11 protein-coding genes are annotated in these 15,533 nt (G+C 69.1%); 2 read left to right on the top strand and 9 right to left on the bottom strand.

Annotation, left to right across the window (positions count from 1 at the left end):
* Positions 1-162 precede the first annotated feature (162 nt).
* Both HNV26_RS33880 and HNV26_RS33875 read right to left on the bottom strand, forming a co-directional pair.
* The gene (locus tag HNV26_RS33880; protein WP_171441173.1) at positions 163-2,466 is read right to left on the bottom strand and encodes a hypothetical protein; all 2,304 of its coding nucleotides are present in this window, start codon (positions 2,464-2,466) and stop codon (positions 163-165) included.
* A 58-nt stretch (positions 2,467-2,524) separates the two neighbouring features.
* Complete coding sequence (locus HNV26_RS33875) at positions 2,525-2,995, bottom strand: FBP domain-containing protein (RefSeq protein ID WP_171441174.1); 471 nt, start codon at positions 2,993-2,995, stop codon at positions 2,525-2,527.
* Between the two features lie 405 nt (positions 2,996-3,400).
* Here HNV26_RS33875 and rsgA point away from each other — a divergent pair, with 405 nt between their 5' ends.
* Together rsgA and HNV26_RS33865 are read left to right on the top strand one after the other, a co-directional pair.
* Positions 3,401-4,486: a ribosome small subunit-dependent GTPase A gene (gene rsgA, locus HNV26_RS33870; RefSeq protein WP_171441175.1), complete on the top strand. Its 1,086-nt coding sequence runs from the start codon at positions 3,401-3,403 to the stop codon at positions 4,484-4,486.
* 114 nt (positions 4,487-4,600) lie between these two features.
* On the top strand, positions 4,601-5,968 hold the full coding sequence (locus tag HNV26_RS33865; RefSeq protein ID WP_171441176.1) for a TAXI family TRAP transporter solute-binding subunit: 1,368 nt from the start codon (positions 4,601-4,603) through the stop codon (positions 5,966-5,968).
* Between the two features lie 57 nt (positions 5,969-6,025).
* Here HNV26_RS33865 and HNV26_RS33860 read toward each other — a convergent pair whose 3' ends face one another.
* From HNV26_RS33860 to HNV26_RS33835, 7 genes are all read right to left on the bottom strand, one after another.
* The gene (locus HNV26_RS33860; protein WP_171441177.1) at positions 6,026-8,125 is read right to left on the bottom strand and encodes a fused MFS/spermidine synthase; all 2,100 of its coding nucleotides are present in this window, start codon (positions 8,123-8,125) and stop codon (positions 6,026-6,028) included.
* A 381-nt stretch (positions 8,126-8,506) separates the two neighbouring features.
* Positions 8,507-9,007 (bottom strand): hypothetical protein, encoded by a 501-nt coding sequence (locus HNV26_RS33855; RefSeq protein ID WP_171441178.1) that lies wholly within the window; start codon positions 9,005-9,007, stop codon positions 8,507-8,509.
* Between the two features lie 13 nt (positions 9,008-9,020).
* Positions 9,021-10,661 carry a hypothetical protein gene (locus HNV26_RS33850; RefSeq protein WP_171441179.1) on the bottom strand — a complete coding sequence of 547 codons (1,641 nt, stop codon included), beginning with the start codon at positions 10,659-10,661 and terminating at the stop codon, positions 9,021-9,023.
* Positions 10,662-10,746: 85 nt separating this feature from the next.
* The gene (thrA, locus tag HNV26_RS33845; protein ID WP_171441180.1) at positions 10,747-13,206 is read right to left on the bottom strand and encodes a bifunctional aspartate kinase/homoserine dehydrogenase I; all 2,460 of its coding nucleotides are present in this window, start codon (positions 13,204-13,206) and stop codon (positions 10,747-10,749) included.
* Between the two features lie 159 nt (positions 13,207-13,365).
* Positions 13,366-13,497, bottom strand: coding sequence for a hypothetical protein (locus HNV26_RS39100; protein ID WP_011552355.1), 132 nt, complete (start codon positions 13,495-13,497; stop codon positions 13,366-13,368).
* 108 nt (positions 13,498-13,605) lie between these two features.
* On the bottom strand, positions 13,606-14,631 hold the full coding sequence (locus tag HNV26_RS33840; RefSeq protein WP_171441181.1) for an inorganic phosphate transporter: 1,026 nt from the start codon (positions 14,629-14,631) through the stop codon (positions 13,606-13,608).
* Positions 14,632-15,258 (bottom strand): DUF47 domain-containing protein, encoded by a 627-nt coding sequence (locus tag HNV26_RS33835; protein ID WP_090489746.1) that lies wholly within the window; start codon positions 15,256-15,258, stop codon positions 14,632-14,634.
* Positions 15,259-15,533 lie beyond the last annotated feature (275 nt).

The following is a 15,533-nucleotide window of genomic DNA, read 5'->3' as shown; positions in this document are numbered from 1 at the left end:
GCGGTACGCGGCAGCACGGGCGGCGGGCGGGGCGAGCGTGGCGTAGCAGAACGGGCATTGAAGTCCGTTTCAGTCGGACGGCTCGGCTGTGTGGGATGGGCGAGTGGGAGCCGGTCCTCAGCGAAGAGTACATTCGCGAGGACCGGTTCGACTCAACAGCGCTCAGAGATTGAAGCCCACGTTACCGACGGAGATGCTCGGTCCGAAGATGAAGGACCATTTGCTCGACGGAACGACCGGGTCCAGCGTGGGGTCTCCTCCCGTGCGACGTCGGATGTCTCCGCGGAACTCGTAGGCCATCCACGCCTGCGCACCGACGGCAGCGCCGGGGCCAATCGGAACACGCAGCCCCAGGCCCAAAACGACCGCGAGCGTTGGCGGGAACTGGATGTCACCCGACTGCGGCACGAGCCCCAGTCCCATCAAACCCGCTTCAATTCCCAGCAGGCGTTCCTGGCCTTCGTTGTTCAGCAACGCCAGTCGCGACACGACACCGAAGTTGATGGCGAGCTGCCCGGTGGGCTCGGTGGCGCGGTAGAGGCCCGCGGGAATGGCGGCCGTCGTGTAGAGCCGGAAGAGGCCACCGGTGACGATGGCCGTCCACTGCGCGGAGGGCAGGCCCGTGCGGTCCGTCGTGCTCAAGGCGTAGCGGGACTCGTCCGCCACGTGGGAGACCTGGACGGTGATGCGGTCGTACTGCCCCAGGTTGCCCGGGACGGGGATGTCGCGCTGTTCTCCCTGCGGACGCAGGAACATCCGCTGCTCGACGCCGCTCCCCCCGCGCACCGAGCCATCCGGCTTCGTGACGCTGATGCGGAGCAGGACCTCCTGGTTCCCATCCTCCGGCTTCAAGCGCTGACGGTGCACGATGACGCGGCAGGTGTTGCGCATCTCGTAGGGAATCCGGTGGGGGCGGCTGGGCTCCAGCTTCTGGTCCTTGCCGTCCTTGTCCGCGCAGACGAACTCCACCAGGTTTTCGATGCGGGCGGGCACGCTGGCCTCGCGCACCACGCGTTGGAAGCGCTCATCCACCATCGCCAGGTCGGTGGTGGCCAGCTCCGCGGGCAGCGTGGGAAGCCGGTAGCCGAAGCGCAGCGCCACGAAGGCGCCTGGCGCCGCCTCGCCCTGGATGAGGGTGACGGACTCCCGCGTCGTGACGCTGTAGGCGCCAGGCAAGGGCTCCAGCACGAAGCGTCCCAAGCCGGCGTTGGACGCCATGCTCACCTCGGCGGGCCGGTTGGTCGGGATGAAGTCGATGGAGCCATGCCCGGGCAGCGTCAAGCTGGCCCGGGGCGCGGGCAGGGGCAGCGTCTTCGTCGTCTCCGAGGCGACCACCGTTCCATCCTGCCGCGACGTCAGCGCGGTGATGGTCACCTGCTGGTCGGACGTGCCGCCCGTGCGCAGCATCACATAGGTACCCTCCGCCAGCTTCACCACGCGCTCCACGCGGACGCGCAGGCCGTTGACGGTCCACACCAGGGTGCGCGGGTCATGGGCGCAGACGGGATCCAACCGGACCACGAGCGCGGAGTTCTCCGCGCCACGCAGCACCGAGCCCTCCACCGCCGTGAGCGGACACGCCAGCACGGACAGCGTGGTGGTGATGGCCTGGTCGAGCACGTCGCCCCGCGAGAAGTAGACGCGTGGCACCAGCCGCGCGCGCAGCGTCACCGTGGCATCCACGCCCGGGACGTTGCGCACGGAGATGAAGCCTTCGGCTGGTTCGCAGCGGGCGGTGCCGCAGTCCGCGGTGGCAATCGCCTCGGAGTGGCTGATGGGGACGCTGCCCGGCCCCTTCGAGACGTCGATGCCGTTGGAGAGCACCAGGGGCTCGGTGAGGATGGTGCGGCCGGGGCGGATGCGGAGCGATTCGGGGTCCACCAGGTTTCCGAGGGCGTCATAGGTCTTCACGTCTGGCCCGATGCGGCCGTAGGGCGGAATCCAGTACAGCGACGTGTCCGTGGGCAGGCCCTGCGGCACGGGCACCGCGCAGTCCGCGAGTCCCCGGGGCTTGGAGGGGGACAGGCAGACGTCCTGCCCCTCCATGGTGGGGCGCTCCGGCTCGCCGCGCGGCTTGCCCGACCACGCGACGCCCACGTTCAACAGCCCCACGCCGCGCAGCTCCAGGCGGCCTTCGTCCGGATAGAAGGATGTCCCCGAGAAGTCGATGCGCGGCAGCGGCCCGGTGGCAATCACCGTGATGATTCGTTCACTCGTCGCGCACTGCGCCGGGGTGTCGGCGACCTTGAGGTCCTGCGTGCGCGTGCTGTCGTCCGGCCTGGCGGGCGGAAGCACGGAGCGACCATCCGGGCCCAGGCTCCAACCGTTGCGGACCGGTCCGCAGACGACACCCTGGGCCAGCACTTCCACGGGGCGGCCCCCCTCCGGCATTTGCACGACGGGAGCGGCAGCGGCGAGCCCCGCGGCCAGCAGCGAGGCGAGAACGAGGGCACGGACAGGGGGCATCACTTCTCTCTAAAGAGCGAAGGATGCCTCCAGGGTCAAGCTCGATTGCCCGGCGATATCAGGCGGCGGGCTGCGCCTCGATGCCCAACGCCTCATGCGCGAAACGAAACATTCGTTCATTGAGCTTTCCGAGAAATTCAAGCGGGTGTCGGCCGGAGCGGTCCGCCGCGTCCTCCATCTTCTCCTTGCACCGCAGGTCGGCGCAGAGGTTCACCCCCACACGACGCTTGTTGTCCACCGCTGTGGTGAGCAGGCACACCTCGTGAGCCGAGCCGTAGTTGTGGCACCACTCGCACATGCGGGTGACGGGCTCGCCGCCCAGGGAGTCCCGGCGGAAGATGATGCCAATGGGCTTGCGGCTGCCCGGCGCGGAGAAGATGAGATACACGCGCGCGCCGGACGTCTCCGTCCAGGCGAGGTAGTCACGCACGAAGAGCGGGAAGGTGATGCCTGGAGGCATCTCGATGACTCGGCGGTCTCTGGGGCGGAAGGAATCGATGAGCGCCCGGTCGTTTTCGAATCGGAACACGGCTGCTCCTTGGAGAACATCTGCCCCTAACAATGGGGTGTATCCGTTTCCACCGGAACCCATCAGCAAGGCGGGCGCTCGCCCGGTGTGGCATGGGCTCGGCGCGCCGCGCTCCCTGGGTGACTGGGCACTGGCGGCGGTTCTGCACACGTGGCCATTCCCCGCCGCCACGCTCCGCGATAGACATGCCGTGCCGGGCGGTGGTGGACACCGCCCCTTGAAACCCTCTGGAGGCATCGTGAACTCGCCCCTTGTGCTCGACGCGGTGGAAGTCCTGTTCGCCTCGAGGGCGCAGGCCGCCTAGCCGGCCGCGAAGGTCTGACACAGCGCGGCCGTGCGCTCCTCGGGGAGCCCTGAAGAACCAGGTGCGCCATTGGCACCGCTCTGTCCGGAGTCCTTCCAACCATGTCGCTTGAAACCCTCGGCTGGGGTCCAGCCTTCGAACACGCATTCTCCACGCTCGTCTCGCAGTCCCCGCTGTCCCTCGTCCCGGGCCGCGTCGTGCGCCAGCATCGCGGGCTGCTCACGGTCCAGACGGCCACGCGCACCCTGCTGGCGCGCACCGCGGGCCGGCTTCTCCATCAAGCCCCCGGCGTCGAGTCCCTGCCCACCATCGGTGACTGGGTGGCGCTCCAACTCCCCGATGGGGAAGGCGAGGCGCTGCTCCACGCGGTGCTGCCTCGCGCCAGTGTGCTCGCCCGGCGCGAGGCGGGCAGTGAGCGCGACGGGCAACTCATCGCCGCCAACCTGGACGTCGTGGTCCTCGTCGCGGGACTGGACGGCAACTTCAATCCCCGCCGCATCGAACGGGCCTTGGCGCTGGCGTGGACCAGCGGCGCCGCGCCCGTGGTGGTGCTCACCAAGGCGGACCTGCGCCCGGACGCGGACTCGCTCGTGGCCGAGGTGGAGGAGCTGGCTCCAGGCGTACCCGTGCTCGCGCTGAGTTCCTGGACGGGGGATGGCGTCGAGGCCCTTCGCGCGCAGCTTCCGGCCGGGAAGACGGGGGCGTTGCTCGGCTCCTCTGGTGTCGGCAAGTCCACGCTGGTCAACCGGCTCCTGGGCGAGGCGCGGCTGGTCACCCAGGCGGTCCGCGCCGAGGACGACAAGGGCCGTCACACCACCACGCACCGTGAGCTGTTCGTGCTCCCGGGCGGCGGACTGCTCATCGACGGACCCGGCATGCGCGAGCTGGGGTTGTGGGGCGAGGATGACGGCATCGGCCAGACGTTCACCGACATCCTCGAGCTGGCCGCCGGCTGCCGCTTCACGGACTGCCAGCACCAGCGCGAGCCCGGGTGCGCGGTGCGCGCGGCCGTGGCGTCAGGGGCCCTGCCCGAGGCGCGGCTCGCCAGCTACGAGCGGCTGCGGCGCGAGCAGGCCTTCCAGGCCCGTCAGCGCACCGCGACCGCGGCGCACGACAACCGGCGCCACGAGCGCGGACGGGCCTTGATGGTCAGGGATGCCTTGCGCTCCAAGCGCCGGCGGGACTGAGGCGCCCGTCCCTGGAGGAGGTGGGTAGAGTGACCGCCTTCTGACTGCCCGGCCGCCCCACCGGCGGCCGGGCCCCGTGGCTGGCGCGCGCCGTGTCTATACTCCGCGCCCATCATGAAGAAGGACTCGCTCAAGGCCCGCCTGCGTCGCACGTTGCGGTGGGACCTCTGGATGACGCTGGGCCCCGCGCTCGTCATCGTCAGCATCGCGTTCGCCGTCACGTTCTACTTCGTCAAGCCCGCGCCGCCGAAGAAGCTCGTCATCGCGGCGGCTGGGGACGAGGGCGGCTTCCGGTACTTCGCGCGCAAGTATCAGGAGATTCTCGCGAAGCACGGCGTCACGGTGGAGATTCGTCCCACGGACGGCTCGCTCACCAGCATCAAGCTTCTGGAGGACGAGCGCTCGGGCGTGGACGTGGCCTTCGTCCAGAGCGGGACGTCCGACGCCACCAAGGCGCCGCGCGTCGTATCCCTGGGGAGCCTCTCCTACGTGCCGTTGTGGGTCTTCTATCGGGGGCCCACCATCGATGACCTGAACGCCCTGCAGGGCAAGCGCATCGTCGTGGGCCCCGAGGAGAGCGGCACGCGGGCCCTGTCCGTGAAGTTGCTGGAGGCCAACGGCGTGGGCGCCGCGCCCACGGAGCTCTTGAACCTGGGGCGCGACGAGGCCATCGAGCAGCTCAAGCAGGGCAAGGTCGATGCTGTCTTCATCGTGTCCCCAGCGGAGTCACCCCCCGTCCAGCGGCTCGCGCGGGTGCCAGGCATCCATCTCCTCAGCTTCTCGCGGGGCGAGGCCTACGTGCGCCGCTACCCGTATCTGTCCCGGCACGTGCTGCCGCGAGGCGTGCTCGACCTGGCCGCGGACGTGCCAGGCCGTGACGTGGTGATGTTGGCGCCCACCGCGAACCTGGTCGCCACCGACGCGCTCCACCCGGCGCTGGCCTACCTCTTGATGCGCGCGGCCAGCGAGGTCCACGGCAAGGCCGGCATCCTGGACCGCACGGGTGAGTTCCCGGCGGCGCTCGAGGCGGGCTTTCCGTTCAGCAGCGAGGCGCGCCGTTACTACGAGTCCGGCGTTCCGCTCCTGCACCGCTATCTGCCGTTCTGGGCCGCAAACCTGGTGGACCGGCTCTGGGTGATGCTGGTGCCCTTCATCGCCGTCCTGGTGCCTCTGGGCCGGGTGGCGCCCGCGCTGTACCAGTGGCGTGTGCGCTCGCGCATCTTCCGCTGGTACGCGCGGCTGAAGGAAATCGAGCTCCAGCTCGAGGAGGGGCCTGGCCGGGAGATGCTGGAGGAGATGCTGCGGCGGCTCGACGAGGCCGAGCGCGAGGTGAACCGCATCCCCATGCCCCTGGCCTACGCGGAGAACCTCTACTTCTTCCGGGAGCACGTCGACGTCGTCCGTCGCCGCCTCACCCGGCGCATCGCCGAAGCCGGCGAGCCCTCATCCGAGGTGCTCACGGCCCGGGAGAAGACCGCGTAGCCGCCGTGGCCACAGGGCGCTTCCGAGGCTTGCTCGGAAGCACCACGAGGCCGTGGGTCAGTGCGCGAGCGCGTGCAGCAGGTTGACGTAGCTGTCGGACCAGACGCGCCTGTCCTTCAGCTCGGGCGGCGTGTCCACCGGCTGGAAGGGCAGCTCCTCGGTGAGGCGGGCCACGACGTCGCTGTTGGCGCTCATGGCGAACCAGACGCTGGGTGAGCGGCCCGCTGCCAGCTCCTCGGCGGTGAGGCGCTCCGTCTGGTTCACGAGCCCCTGGACTCGCAGCTCCGTGCTCAAGCGGGTGAGCACGGGGACCAGGTCGAAGAGCCGGCTGGAGACATGGAACAGCAGGAGCCCCTCCGGCGCGAGCTTCCGGAGATAGAGGCTCAGCGCCTCCCGGGTCAGCAGGTGCGTGGGGACGAAGTCGCTGGAGAACGCATCGAGGACGATGACGTCGTACCCGCCGTCCCTGGCTTCCTCCATGCGAAGGCGCGCATCCCCCGCGAGGACGCGGAGCTCCGCCTGGCTGGAGCCGAGCATGCTGAAGTGCTGGCGCGCGAGCCGCTCCACCTCCGGGTCCAGCTCGTAGAAGTCCCACTGCTCGCCGGGGCGGCCATACGCGGCGAGGCTGCCGATGCCGAGCCCCACGACGGCCACGCGCTCACGCGGAATCCGTTCCGAGGTCAGCACCCGGCCCACCGCGGAGCCCCGGTGGTAGTAGGAGAGGGGCTCTCCTCGCTCGTCCGGGTGGAGGTTCTCCACGCCGTGGACGGTGCTGCCGTGCTGGAACAGCCGCAGGCCCTCCGCGTCTTTGACGGTGTAGAGGCCGTAGAAGGTGCGCGAGCCTTCGATGCGCCCGCGCGCGAGCATCCACCCGGAGAGCAACAGGACCGCGACGACGAACAGGGCGGCTCCGCTCGAAACGTAGGGCGCCAGCTTCGGGACGGGCAGCCCCTGGCCCCGGCGCATCATGTCCCGCGCCGCCAGTCCTCCCAGCAGGAGCAGGCCGGTGATGCCGTGGTCCAGGTACGGGAGCGCCAGCGAGCCCAGCGTCAGGGGAACGACCAGGGCCAGCAGCAAGGTGCCGACCAGCCCGCCCAGCGAGACGTGCAGATAGAATGAGCCCAACTGGCGCGGGTCCGACGGGCGGCACCACACGAGGTTGCCATGCATCAGCAGGCAGCCCACCCAGAGCACCGCGCTGTGCAGCACCAGGGACGGGAGCGACGTCTGCGCGCGTGCCAGCGCGAAGAGCGCCGCGCCCGCCGCGACGGCCAGGCTCCCCAACGCGAGCCGGTTCAACCCCGTGGGCGTGGGGGGCCGCTTCGAGAAGCACACGATGAGCGTGAGCAGGTACAGCGAGAGCGGGAGGATCCACAGCAGCGGGATGGAGGCATCCAGCGTGAGGACGTTGGTGACCGCGAGCAGCAGCGCATTGGCGCTCGCGGACAGCATCAGCCAGGTGATGCGTGAGGCGCGCGGCGCGCGGGGCACCGGCTCGGTCCGGGCCGCTGGCTCGGACATCGTGCTTCCTCCGGCAAGCGCCGGGCGCACGCGCTGGATGCAGAGGAGCGCGAAGACGACGAACGCGCCGTAGCCCGCGTACCAGGCGACCAACTGCTCCTGGAGGTCGAGCGCCGGCTCCACCAGGAAGGGGAAGGTGAGCAGCGCCGTGAGCGCGCCCGCGTTGGACGTTCCGTAGAGGAAGAACGGGTCTCCCCGGGAGGGATGCTCCGTGCGGGTGAACCAGCCCTGGGCGACGACGCTCGTCGTCGACAGGGCGAGGAACGGCAACCCCAGTGACAGCGTCAGCGTGAGCAGGATGGCCGCCACGGGGTGCAGCTCGAAGAGGTGCAGCCGGAACGGGAGGACGGCCGCGGCGAGCAGCACGAAGCCCAGGTGGGCCCAGCGATAGCGGCCCTGGTGCGCGGCCACCGCGACCCGGCTCGAGTAGAAGTAACCGAGCAGCAGCACCGCCTGGTAGAACACCAGGCACGTCGTCCAGATGGCCGCGCTGCTTCCGTAGGCGGGCAGCAGCAGCCGCGCGAGGATGAGCTCCACCTGGAAGAGCAGGAAGGAGCCGAGGAAGACCCAGAGGTGGAACAGCGTCCCTGTGAAGGCATGGGTCGATGGCTTCGGGGCGGAGAGGTCGGTCGTCATCCTGGGAGCAACTCGCGAGAGCCCGTACGCAGCGTGTGTGTGTGGCCGTGTGGGCGGAGCATGGCTCCAGGCGGCCCGAAAAAAAACGCAGGGTGGCCTCAAGGTTTTCGGCGCCGTGCGTTTTGAATTTCGAAGTGGGGATGGGGAGGAAGCAAGCCCGGGGGGGCTGTTGCTTCCCGAGGGGGAGGGCGCGCCGGAGTCGGGCCGCGCAGTCATTGGGAGCACGTCGAGGGGGCGTGCTCCCAATGTTTTTTTCTGGAGCTCTCGTCTGAGTGGCTCACGCAGCGGGGAGTGCGTCGGGGGGCGCGCTCCCCGCTGTGTTTTTTCAGGGGTTTGCTTCGGCGGGGCCCGGTTCTCCGGGCCCCGGCTGGGCCGGCCGGACTACTCGGCGTCGGACGAGGGCATGATCTTGATGGGCTGCCCGTCGTCGCCCGTCACCGTCGTGCCTTCGGTCTTCTGCTGCGCCGCCGTGGGCGTGCCCACCGCGAAGCTGAACACCCGCGACAGGTGCGCGCCCCGGAAATCACCCGTGACGGTGACGACGAGGTGAGACTGCCCTTCACCCGGCGTGAAGCTCACGTCGAACTCGGACACGGCGTCCTGGGTGAAGCTGCCGCCCGACACGGGGGTGGCGGAGCTCTTCACTTCCAGTCCGTCCACGCCGGAGAGGCTGACGTTGACGTCGGTCGCCGGCGCGTCGAAGCGCAGGGAGACGCGGGCCTGGTCCCCACCCAGCTTCGCGTCCGCCTTCACCGGCGCGCCGGCCTTCGTGGTGTCCGAGCTGTCGTTGGGCGTGGGGTTCGACTTCGACGGGGAGGTGCAGGCGACCTGCGCCGTGAGCGCGAGGAGACTGGACAGGGCTGCGATTGCCTTGAGGTTCATGTGCGCTCCGGAATCACTGGCTGGTGATGGAGAGGGTGGGGAAGGGACTGTAGTTACCGGTCGTCTCCTTGAAGCCGTACACGACGACGACGTACCGCGCGTCCGCCTGGGTCGCGATGCTGACCGTCTCAGTACCGGTGTAGTTGATGTCGGACTCCGCCAGGCTCCGGCCCTGGCCGAAGACTTCGATGCCGACGTCCTCCGATGCATGGGACGCGCTGAGCGTCATGTTCCGGCCCGTGCCGGTGAAGACGTAATACTGGTTCTGCTCGCGCTTGTTGTAGTCGAGCCCGCCCACCAGCGGCACTTCGGTGGTGTACGGGATGCCCGGCACGTGGGTATAGATGGCGCGCAGCGGGGTGTCCCCATCTCCGAAGTCCGAGGAGATGGACCCGATGTTGTAGTGGGCCAGCAGCCGGTACACGTCCGCGGTGCTGACGCCGGGCTGGGCGTTGAGGCCGTTGATGAACGAGCCGATGGTGGTCAGCGCGGGCGTCGACTTCTGCGGGCCGACGAGCACGTCGTAGAGGATGCCCAGGTCGTACGACACCCTGTCGTGCGACTCGTTGGTGCCGGAGTCGTACAAGTCATAGAGCAGCCGGAAGACGCTCATCTCGGAGAAGGCGCCCTTCTTCGGGTCGTCGGTGCTGGCCGGCTCGCTCTCCGCGTCGAAGCCGAAGGCGGCCAGCGTCGAGCCGCTCCACATCGTGTCGACGTAGATGGGCTCCGGCAGCAGGATGCTGGCGAGCGCGTTGCCATAGCCCTCGCCGAAGGCGAGGCGCGGGTCCAGGATGTCACCGCTGGAGTGCGGTCCGCCCGGGCTGTCCGCGCGCGACAGGTTGGCCTCGAAGTAGTGCCCCCACTCGTGGACGATGACGTGGGCGTCGAACTCGTCGGTGTCCACGCCGTCCCGGCCGAGCACGTAGATTTCGTTCTCCGCGAAGGCGAAGTGCGACGTGCCGATGCGGCCCTGCGGCTTGCTGCCAGACTGGGGCACGTTGTTCGGGCTCCAGTTCACCTTCAGCAGCGGGAAGTTGACCGGGCGCACGTCCATGAAGGCCCGCGACGCGGTGTACATGCTGTCGAGGATGGCGAAGGGCGCCGCGATGCGCCGGCTGGCCGTGTAGCTGGTGCCCGCCCAGCCGTGGGTCGCGTGCAGGTCCTTGGTCGTCACCGTCGTGGTGATGTCGCCACCCAGCGCCCAGATGGCGTTGTTGTCGGTGTTGTCCTCAATCTGGATTTCGGGCTGGGTCGTCTTGGCGAGCGCGACGACCGTTAGCGCGCCGCTACCAGACGGCCTGTACGTCAGCGTGTAGCGGCCCTCTTGGTCCGTCGTTCCATCGACGAGCACCCGCGTCCCCTGTCGGACCTGGACGACTGCGTTGCGCACGGGTCGCTTCTGGGCCTGGTTGAACTCCAGGGTCCCCCGCCGCGTGGAGGGAGAGTAGACGGCCGGGACGAAGTCGTACGTCACCGTGCCGCTCAGGGTGACGGGGTCGCCCAGGGGACCGTTGCCATCATCATCATCGTCATCACCGGGACACGCAGTTGTCAGCGCCAGGGTGAATGCGAGCGCCAGCACCTTGCAGGTGAGGTCTCGGGTCGGCTTGCGAGTCACGTCCATTCCGTTCTCTCCCCTTTGCCTCTCGCGCATTCGAGGGCAGGCGGGGCATTGTCGGCAAGTCCGCAGCCAACTTCAAACGGACATCGGCTGCGGACCTGTCGGACCGGGCGTCAACTCAGGGGAGCGGCCCATCGACCAGGCGGAGCACGTCCGCCAGCACGCCAGCGGCTGTCACCGCCGCGCCCGCGCCATAGCCGCGAATCACCAGCGGTGTGGGGCTGTAGCGCTCAGAGGTGAAGCTGAGCGCGTTCTCTCCGCCCTTCACCGCCGCCAGCGGGTGTGTCAGGGGCACCGGGACGAGCCCGACGAAGCAACCGTCCTCCGTGACGCTGCCCACGTAGCGTAGCACCTTGCCCTCCGCGCGGAGTGCCTCCACGCGGCGCTGGAAGGCGGCGTCCACCTGGGGGAGCCGGGCGAGGAAGTCATCCAGCGGCCCGGTGGCGTCGAAGTCCGGCGGCAGCAGGGAGTCCAGCGACACCTGCTCCAACTCCACCTGGCGGCCCAACTCGCGGGCGAGGATGAGCACCTTGCGCGCCACGTCGGTGCCGTGGAGGTCGTCGCGCGGGTCGGGTTCGGTGAAGCGCTTCTCCATGGCGGTGCCCACCGCCTGTGACAAGGGGACGCCTTCCTCCGTCAGGCCCAGGATGAACGACAGCGAGCCGGAGAGGATGCCTTCCACGCGCAACACCCGGTCTCCCGTGCGAAGCATGTTCTTCAGCGTGTCGATGACGGGCAGCGCCGCGCCCACGTTCGTCTCGTAGAGGAAGCGGCGTTGATGGCGGGAGGCCGTCTCGCGCAGCTTGCGGTAGTGGCTCCACTGGCCGGCGTTGGCCTTCTTGTTGGCGGTGACGACGTGGAGCCCCGCCTCCATCAGCGACGGGTAGGCGAGCGCGATGTCCTCGCTGCTGGTGCAGTCCACGAAGACGGGCCGACCCGGCCGCTTCGCGCGGGCCCAGTCGCGGAAGGCGTCCAGGGGCGCGCCGTCGCTGCTGGCCGCCAGCCGCTGCTTCCAGTCCTCCAGGGGAATTCCCTCGCTCGCCGTCGCGACGCGCTTGCTGTTGGCGATGACGCAGACGCGCAGGTCCACGCCGTGGGCGCGCAGCTTGGGTGCCTGCTGGTGGACCTGCTTGAGCAGCTCGTTGCCCACGCTGCCCACGCCGGCCAGCAGCAGCTCCACGACTTCCGTGGTGCCGAAGCACCGACCGTGGACATGGGCCAGGGCGCGGGGACCGTCTGCCTCCGCGATGACGGCGGAGATGCTGCGCTCGCTGGAGCCCTGCGCGATGGCGGCGATGCTGCAACCCACGTCCGCCAGCGCGCTGAAGAAGGTGCCCGCCACGCCCACGCGGTGGCGCATGCCATCACCGACGATGCTGAGCACGGCGAGCCCGCGCTGCTGCTCGATGGTGTCCACCTTTCCCGCCGCGCGCTCCATTTCGAACGCGACTTCCAGGGCCTGCACGGCGCGCTCCGCGTCCTCCTGCTGGACGCAGAAGCTGATGGAGCACTCGCTGGAGCCTTGGGTGATGAGCACCACGGAGATGTTGGCGAGGGCCATGGACTCGAAGACGCGGGCGGCGGTGCCCGGAACGCCCTTGAGTCCCGCGCCGCCCAGGTTCACCAGGGCGATGCCGGGAAGGAAGGAGAGGCCGCGCACCGGGTGCTCGGGCGGCGCGGCGTCGTCGGTGACGCGGGTGCCGGGGTGGTCGGGGCGGAAGCTGTTGCAGACGCGCACGGGGATGCCGCGCTCGCGCGCGGGCGCAATCGTCTTGGGGTGGAGCACCTTGGCGCCGAAGTAGGCCAGCTCCATGGCCTCCTCGAAGCTCACCTCGGGCAGCGGGAAGGCTTCTGGCACCAGCCGCGGGTCGGCGCTGAAGATGCCGTCCACGTCCGTCCAGATCTCCAGCAGCTCCGCGTCCAGCGCCGCCGCCGCCAGCGCCGCCGAATAATCCGAGCCACCCCGGCCCAGGCACATCGTCTTGCCCCGGGTGTCACCACCGAAGAAGCCCGGCATCAGCATCAACCCGGGACCGCCGGCCTCGCGCAGCGGCGTGAAGCGCGCCCGGGTCTCCTCCTGGAGCGGCGTGGCCTGGAGCGGGTCCCCCGCGCAGAGGATGACGTCCCGTGGCTCCACGGCGTGCGGCTCCAGTCCGCGTGCGTGCATCAGCGCGCCCAGAATCAGGCATGAGGCGCGCTCGCCCAGTCCAGACAGGTGCGCGAGCACGGAGGGCGAACATTCCCGCAGCAGCCCCACGCCCTGCAGCAGCCCGCGCAGCTCCGAGGCCAGCGTGGAAAGGCCTTCTTCCAGCGAGCGCAGCCGCGCCTCCCCCAGCTCCACCGCCAGCTCGCGGATGATGCCGCGGTGGACGTCCTCGAAGCGGCCGTGGAGCGACTCCACCGGCTGACCTTCCTGGGCCGCGCGGGCCGCGTCCAACAGGAGGTTGGTGATGCCGGACACGGCCGAGGCGACCATCATCACCCGCGTCTCCTTGCTCGCCGCCGCGGCCAGGTCCGCCACGCCGCGCATCCGCTCGGCGTTGCCCACGCTCGTCCCCCCGAATTTCATCACCCTCATGAGCGCACCTCCGCGCGGAAGGCGGCGAGGCGAGACGGCGGGTTCGGCGGCGTCGACTGCGGGGAGGGCTGCATGTCGGGGCTCCTGCGGCATGTGAAAACAAAAAAGCCCCGCGCCGGAGAGCGCGGGGCCGAGCTGGAAACCAAGGTGGTTCCGTCGCTAGACCACCCGCGCCCGGCGGGGAGTCGTCGTGGTCGTGGTGGTGGTGGTCAGCACGGTCGTCAGGACACACGCGCGGGCGAGGAACGTCGTTCCCTCGCGCTGCACATGCTGGCCGTTGACGCCGTTCATGAAGGGAAGGCTGGCCGAACTTGCCGCGGCAAGTCAAGCAGGGGACCCGGCAGGTCCCTGCATGACGGGGAAGGGCTCGCGGAGGTCGATGCGAGCCCTCCCCGACGTTCAGCTTGCCAGGCGCATGACCACCTGGGTGAGGCCGTAGAAGACCACCGCGGTCAGCGCCGCGGCCGGGATGGTGACCACCCAGGCCCAGATGATGCGGCCGGCGACGCCCCACTTCACCGCGCGCCAGCCCCGCGTGGCGCCCACGCCGACGATGGCGCCGGTGATGGTGTGCGTGGTGGACACGGGAATGCCCAACTGGGCCAGCGCGATGATGGTGACGCCGCCGCCCGTCTCCGCGGCGAAGCCGCCGATGGGCGCTAGCTTGGTGAGGCTGTGGCCCATGGTGCGGACGATGCGCCACCCGCCGAAGAAGGTCCCCAGGGCGATGGCCGCGTGGCAGGAGATGATCATCCACCAGTCGATGTGGAACGGCCGGTCCTTCCAGATGGTGCCGAAGAGCACCACCGCGATGATGCCCATCACCTTCTGCGCGTCATTGGTGCCGTGGCTGTAGGAGAAGATGGCGGACGACACGAGCTGCAGCCGGCGGAACCACGAGTCCACCTTCAGCGGCGTCTGGCGGTGCACCATCCACGTGCTCAACACCATCAGACCGATGCCCAGCGTCATGCCGATGAGCGGCGACAGCACGATGAAGGCGGCGATCTTCGCGATGCCCGAGCCCACCAGGCCCGCGAAGCCGAGCACCGGCAGCGTGGCGCCAATCATGCCTCCGGCCAGCGCGTGAGATGACGAGGAGGGCAGGCCCCACCACCACGTCAACAGGTTCCAGACGATGGCGCCCATGAGGGCGGAGAAGATGACGGCGAGCACCGCGCCGGGGCCCTGAGCCCGGAGCATCTCGAAGTTGATGATGCCCTTGCCCATGGTGTTGGCCACGTGGACGTTCCCGCCAAAGGCCGCCACGAAGTTGAAGAACGCGGCCCAGGCCACGGCGAGGTTGGGGGATAGCACTCGGGTGGAGACCACGGTGGCGATGGAGTTCGCCGCGTCGTGGAATCCATTGATGAAATCGAAGATGAGTGCGACCGCGATGATGAGGATGACGGCGGCGAGTAGCATTTAGCTGTGCTCCAGCACCACGCCTTCGATGACGTTCGCCACCGACTGGCACTTGTCGGTGGCGGTCTCAATGAAGTCGTAGATCTCCTTCCACTTGATGATGAGCAGCGTGTCCGCGCCGCTCTTGAAGAGCCGGCCGACACCCGAGCGCAGGGCCTCATCCGCCTGCGCCTCCAGGCGCTTGATTTCCTTGCACCCGGCCAGGATCTGCTCCGGCTTCTTGATGAGCCGCAGCGCGGCCACCACTTCCTGCACCTTCTGCGTGGACAGCACCAGCAGGCGTGCCAGCTCCGTGGCGTCCGGCAGGCTGGCCGGGATTTCGTAGTAGTGCAGGCGGGCGGCGGCGGCGTTGGTCAAATCCAACACGTCGTCGATGCGGGAGAGCAGGGTGTGAATCTGCCCCCGGTCGAATGGGGTGATGAACTGCTTGTGCAGACGGTTGAAGGCGGTGTGGGTGACTTCGTCCCCACGGTGCTCCGCGTCCTTGAGCGCCTGGACCCGCGGGGCGACGTCGCGGTAGTCACTGAGCAACTCGTAGAGCATCTTCGCGCCTTCGACGGTGACGGCACATTGCGCATCGAAGTCGTCGAAGAACTCGTCCGACTTCGGCATCAGCTTCTCGAGCATCCGTCCCTCCAAGTCGCCTGAGGGCAGGCGACGCCGTTCTTGAGGGCGGTTGACATGTCTGTCACGCACCCTTGGCGCGCCCGTGACTACCCTAAGTGGAGAGAATCTCCAGCCTTCCTTTCTGCTTGCCTGTGGCTTTCTCCCTCGCTAGGGCGCGCCCGCTGGTGGCAGAGGGTGGGAGCCCGGGCTGGCCCCCTTGCTCGTGGCCCGGCCGACCAGGCGGCGATGACACTCTTCCCGACGCACGGACCGTCAGGGCGGCCAGGGAGGAGGGG

It is taken from the genome of Myxococcus xanthus, from assembly GCF_013116825.1.
GTDB classification, from domain to species: domain Bacteria; phylum Myxococcota; class Myxococcia; order Myxococcales; family Myxococcaceae; genus Myxococcus; species Myxococcus xanthus_B.
This window is presented reverse-complemented; position numbering and strand designations above follow the sequence as displayed.

Coding starts and splice junctions, on each gene's coding strand:
- thrA (WP_171441180.1), bottom strand. CDS start 13,206: ATGAGGGTGATGAAATTCGGGGGGACGAGCGTGGGCAACGCCGAGCGG.
- HNV26_RS33855 (WP_171441178.1), bottom strand. CDS start 9,007: ATGAACCTCAAGGCAATCGCAGCCCTGTCCAGTCTCCTCGCGCTCACG.
- HNV26_RS33880 (WP_171441173.1), bottom strand. CDS start 2,466: ATGCCCCCTGTCCGTGCCCTCGTTCTCGCCTCGCTGCTGGCCGCGGGG.
- HNV26_RS39100 (WP_011552355.1), bottom strand. CDS start 13,497: ATGAACGGCGTCAACGGCCAGCATGTGCAGCGCGAGGGAACGACGTTC.
- rsgA (WP_171441175.1), top strand. CDS start 3,401: ATGTCGCTTGAAACCCTCGGCTGGGGTCCAGCCTTCGAACACGCATTC.
- HNV26_RS33865 (WP_171441176.1), top strand. CDS start 4,601: ATGAAGAAGGACTCGCTCAAGGCCCGCCTGCGTCGCACGTTGCGGTGG.
- HNV26_RS33835 (WP_090489746.1), bottom strand. CDS start 15,258: ATGCTCGAGAAGCTGATGCCGAAGTCGGACGAGTTCTTCGACGACTTC.
- HNV26_RS33850 (WP_171441179.1), bottom strand. CDS start 10,661: ATGCGCGAGAGGCAAAGGGGAGAGAACGGAATGGACGTGACTCGCAAG.
- HNV26_RS33840 (WP_171441181.1), bottom strand. CDS start 14,631: ATGCTACTCGCCGCCGTCATCCTCATCATCGCGGTCGCACTCATCTTC.
- HNV26_RS33860 (WP_171441177.1), bottom strand. CDS start 8,125: ATGACGACCGACCTCTCCGCCCCGAAGCCATCGACCCATGCCTTCACA.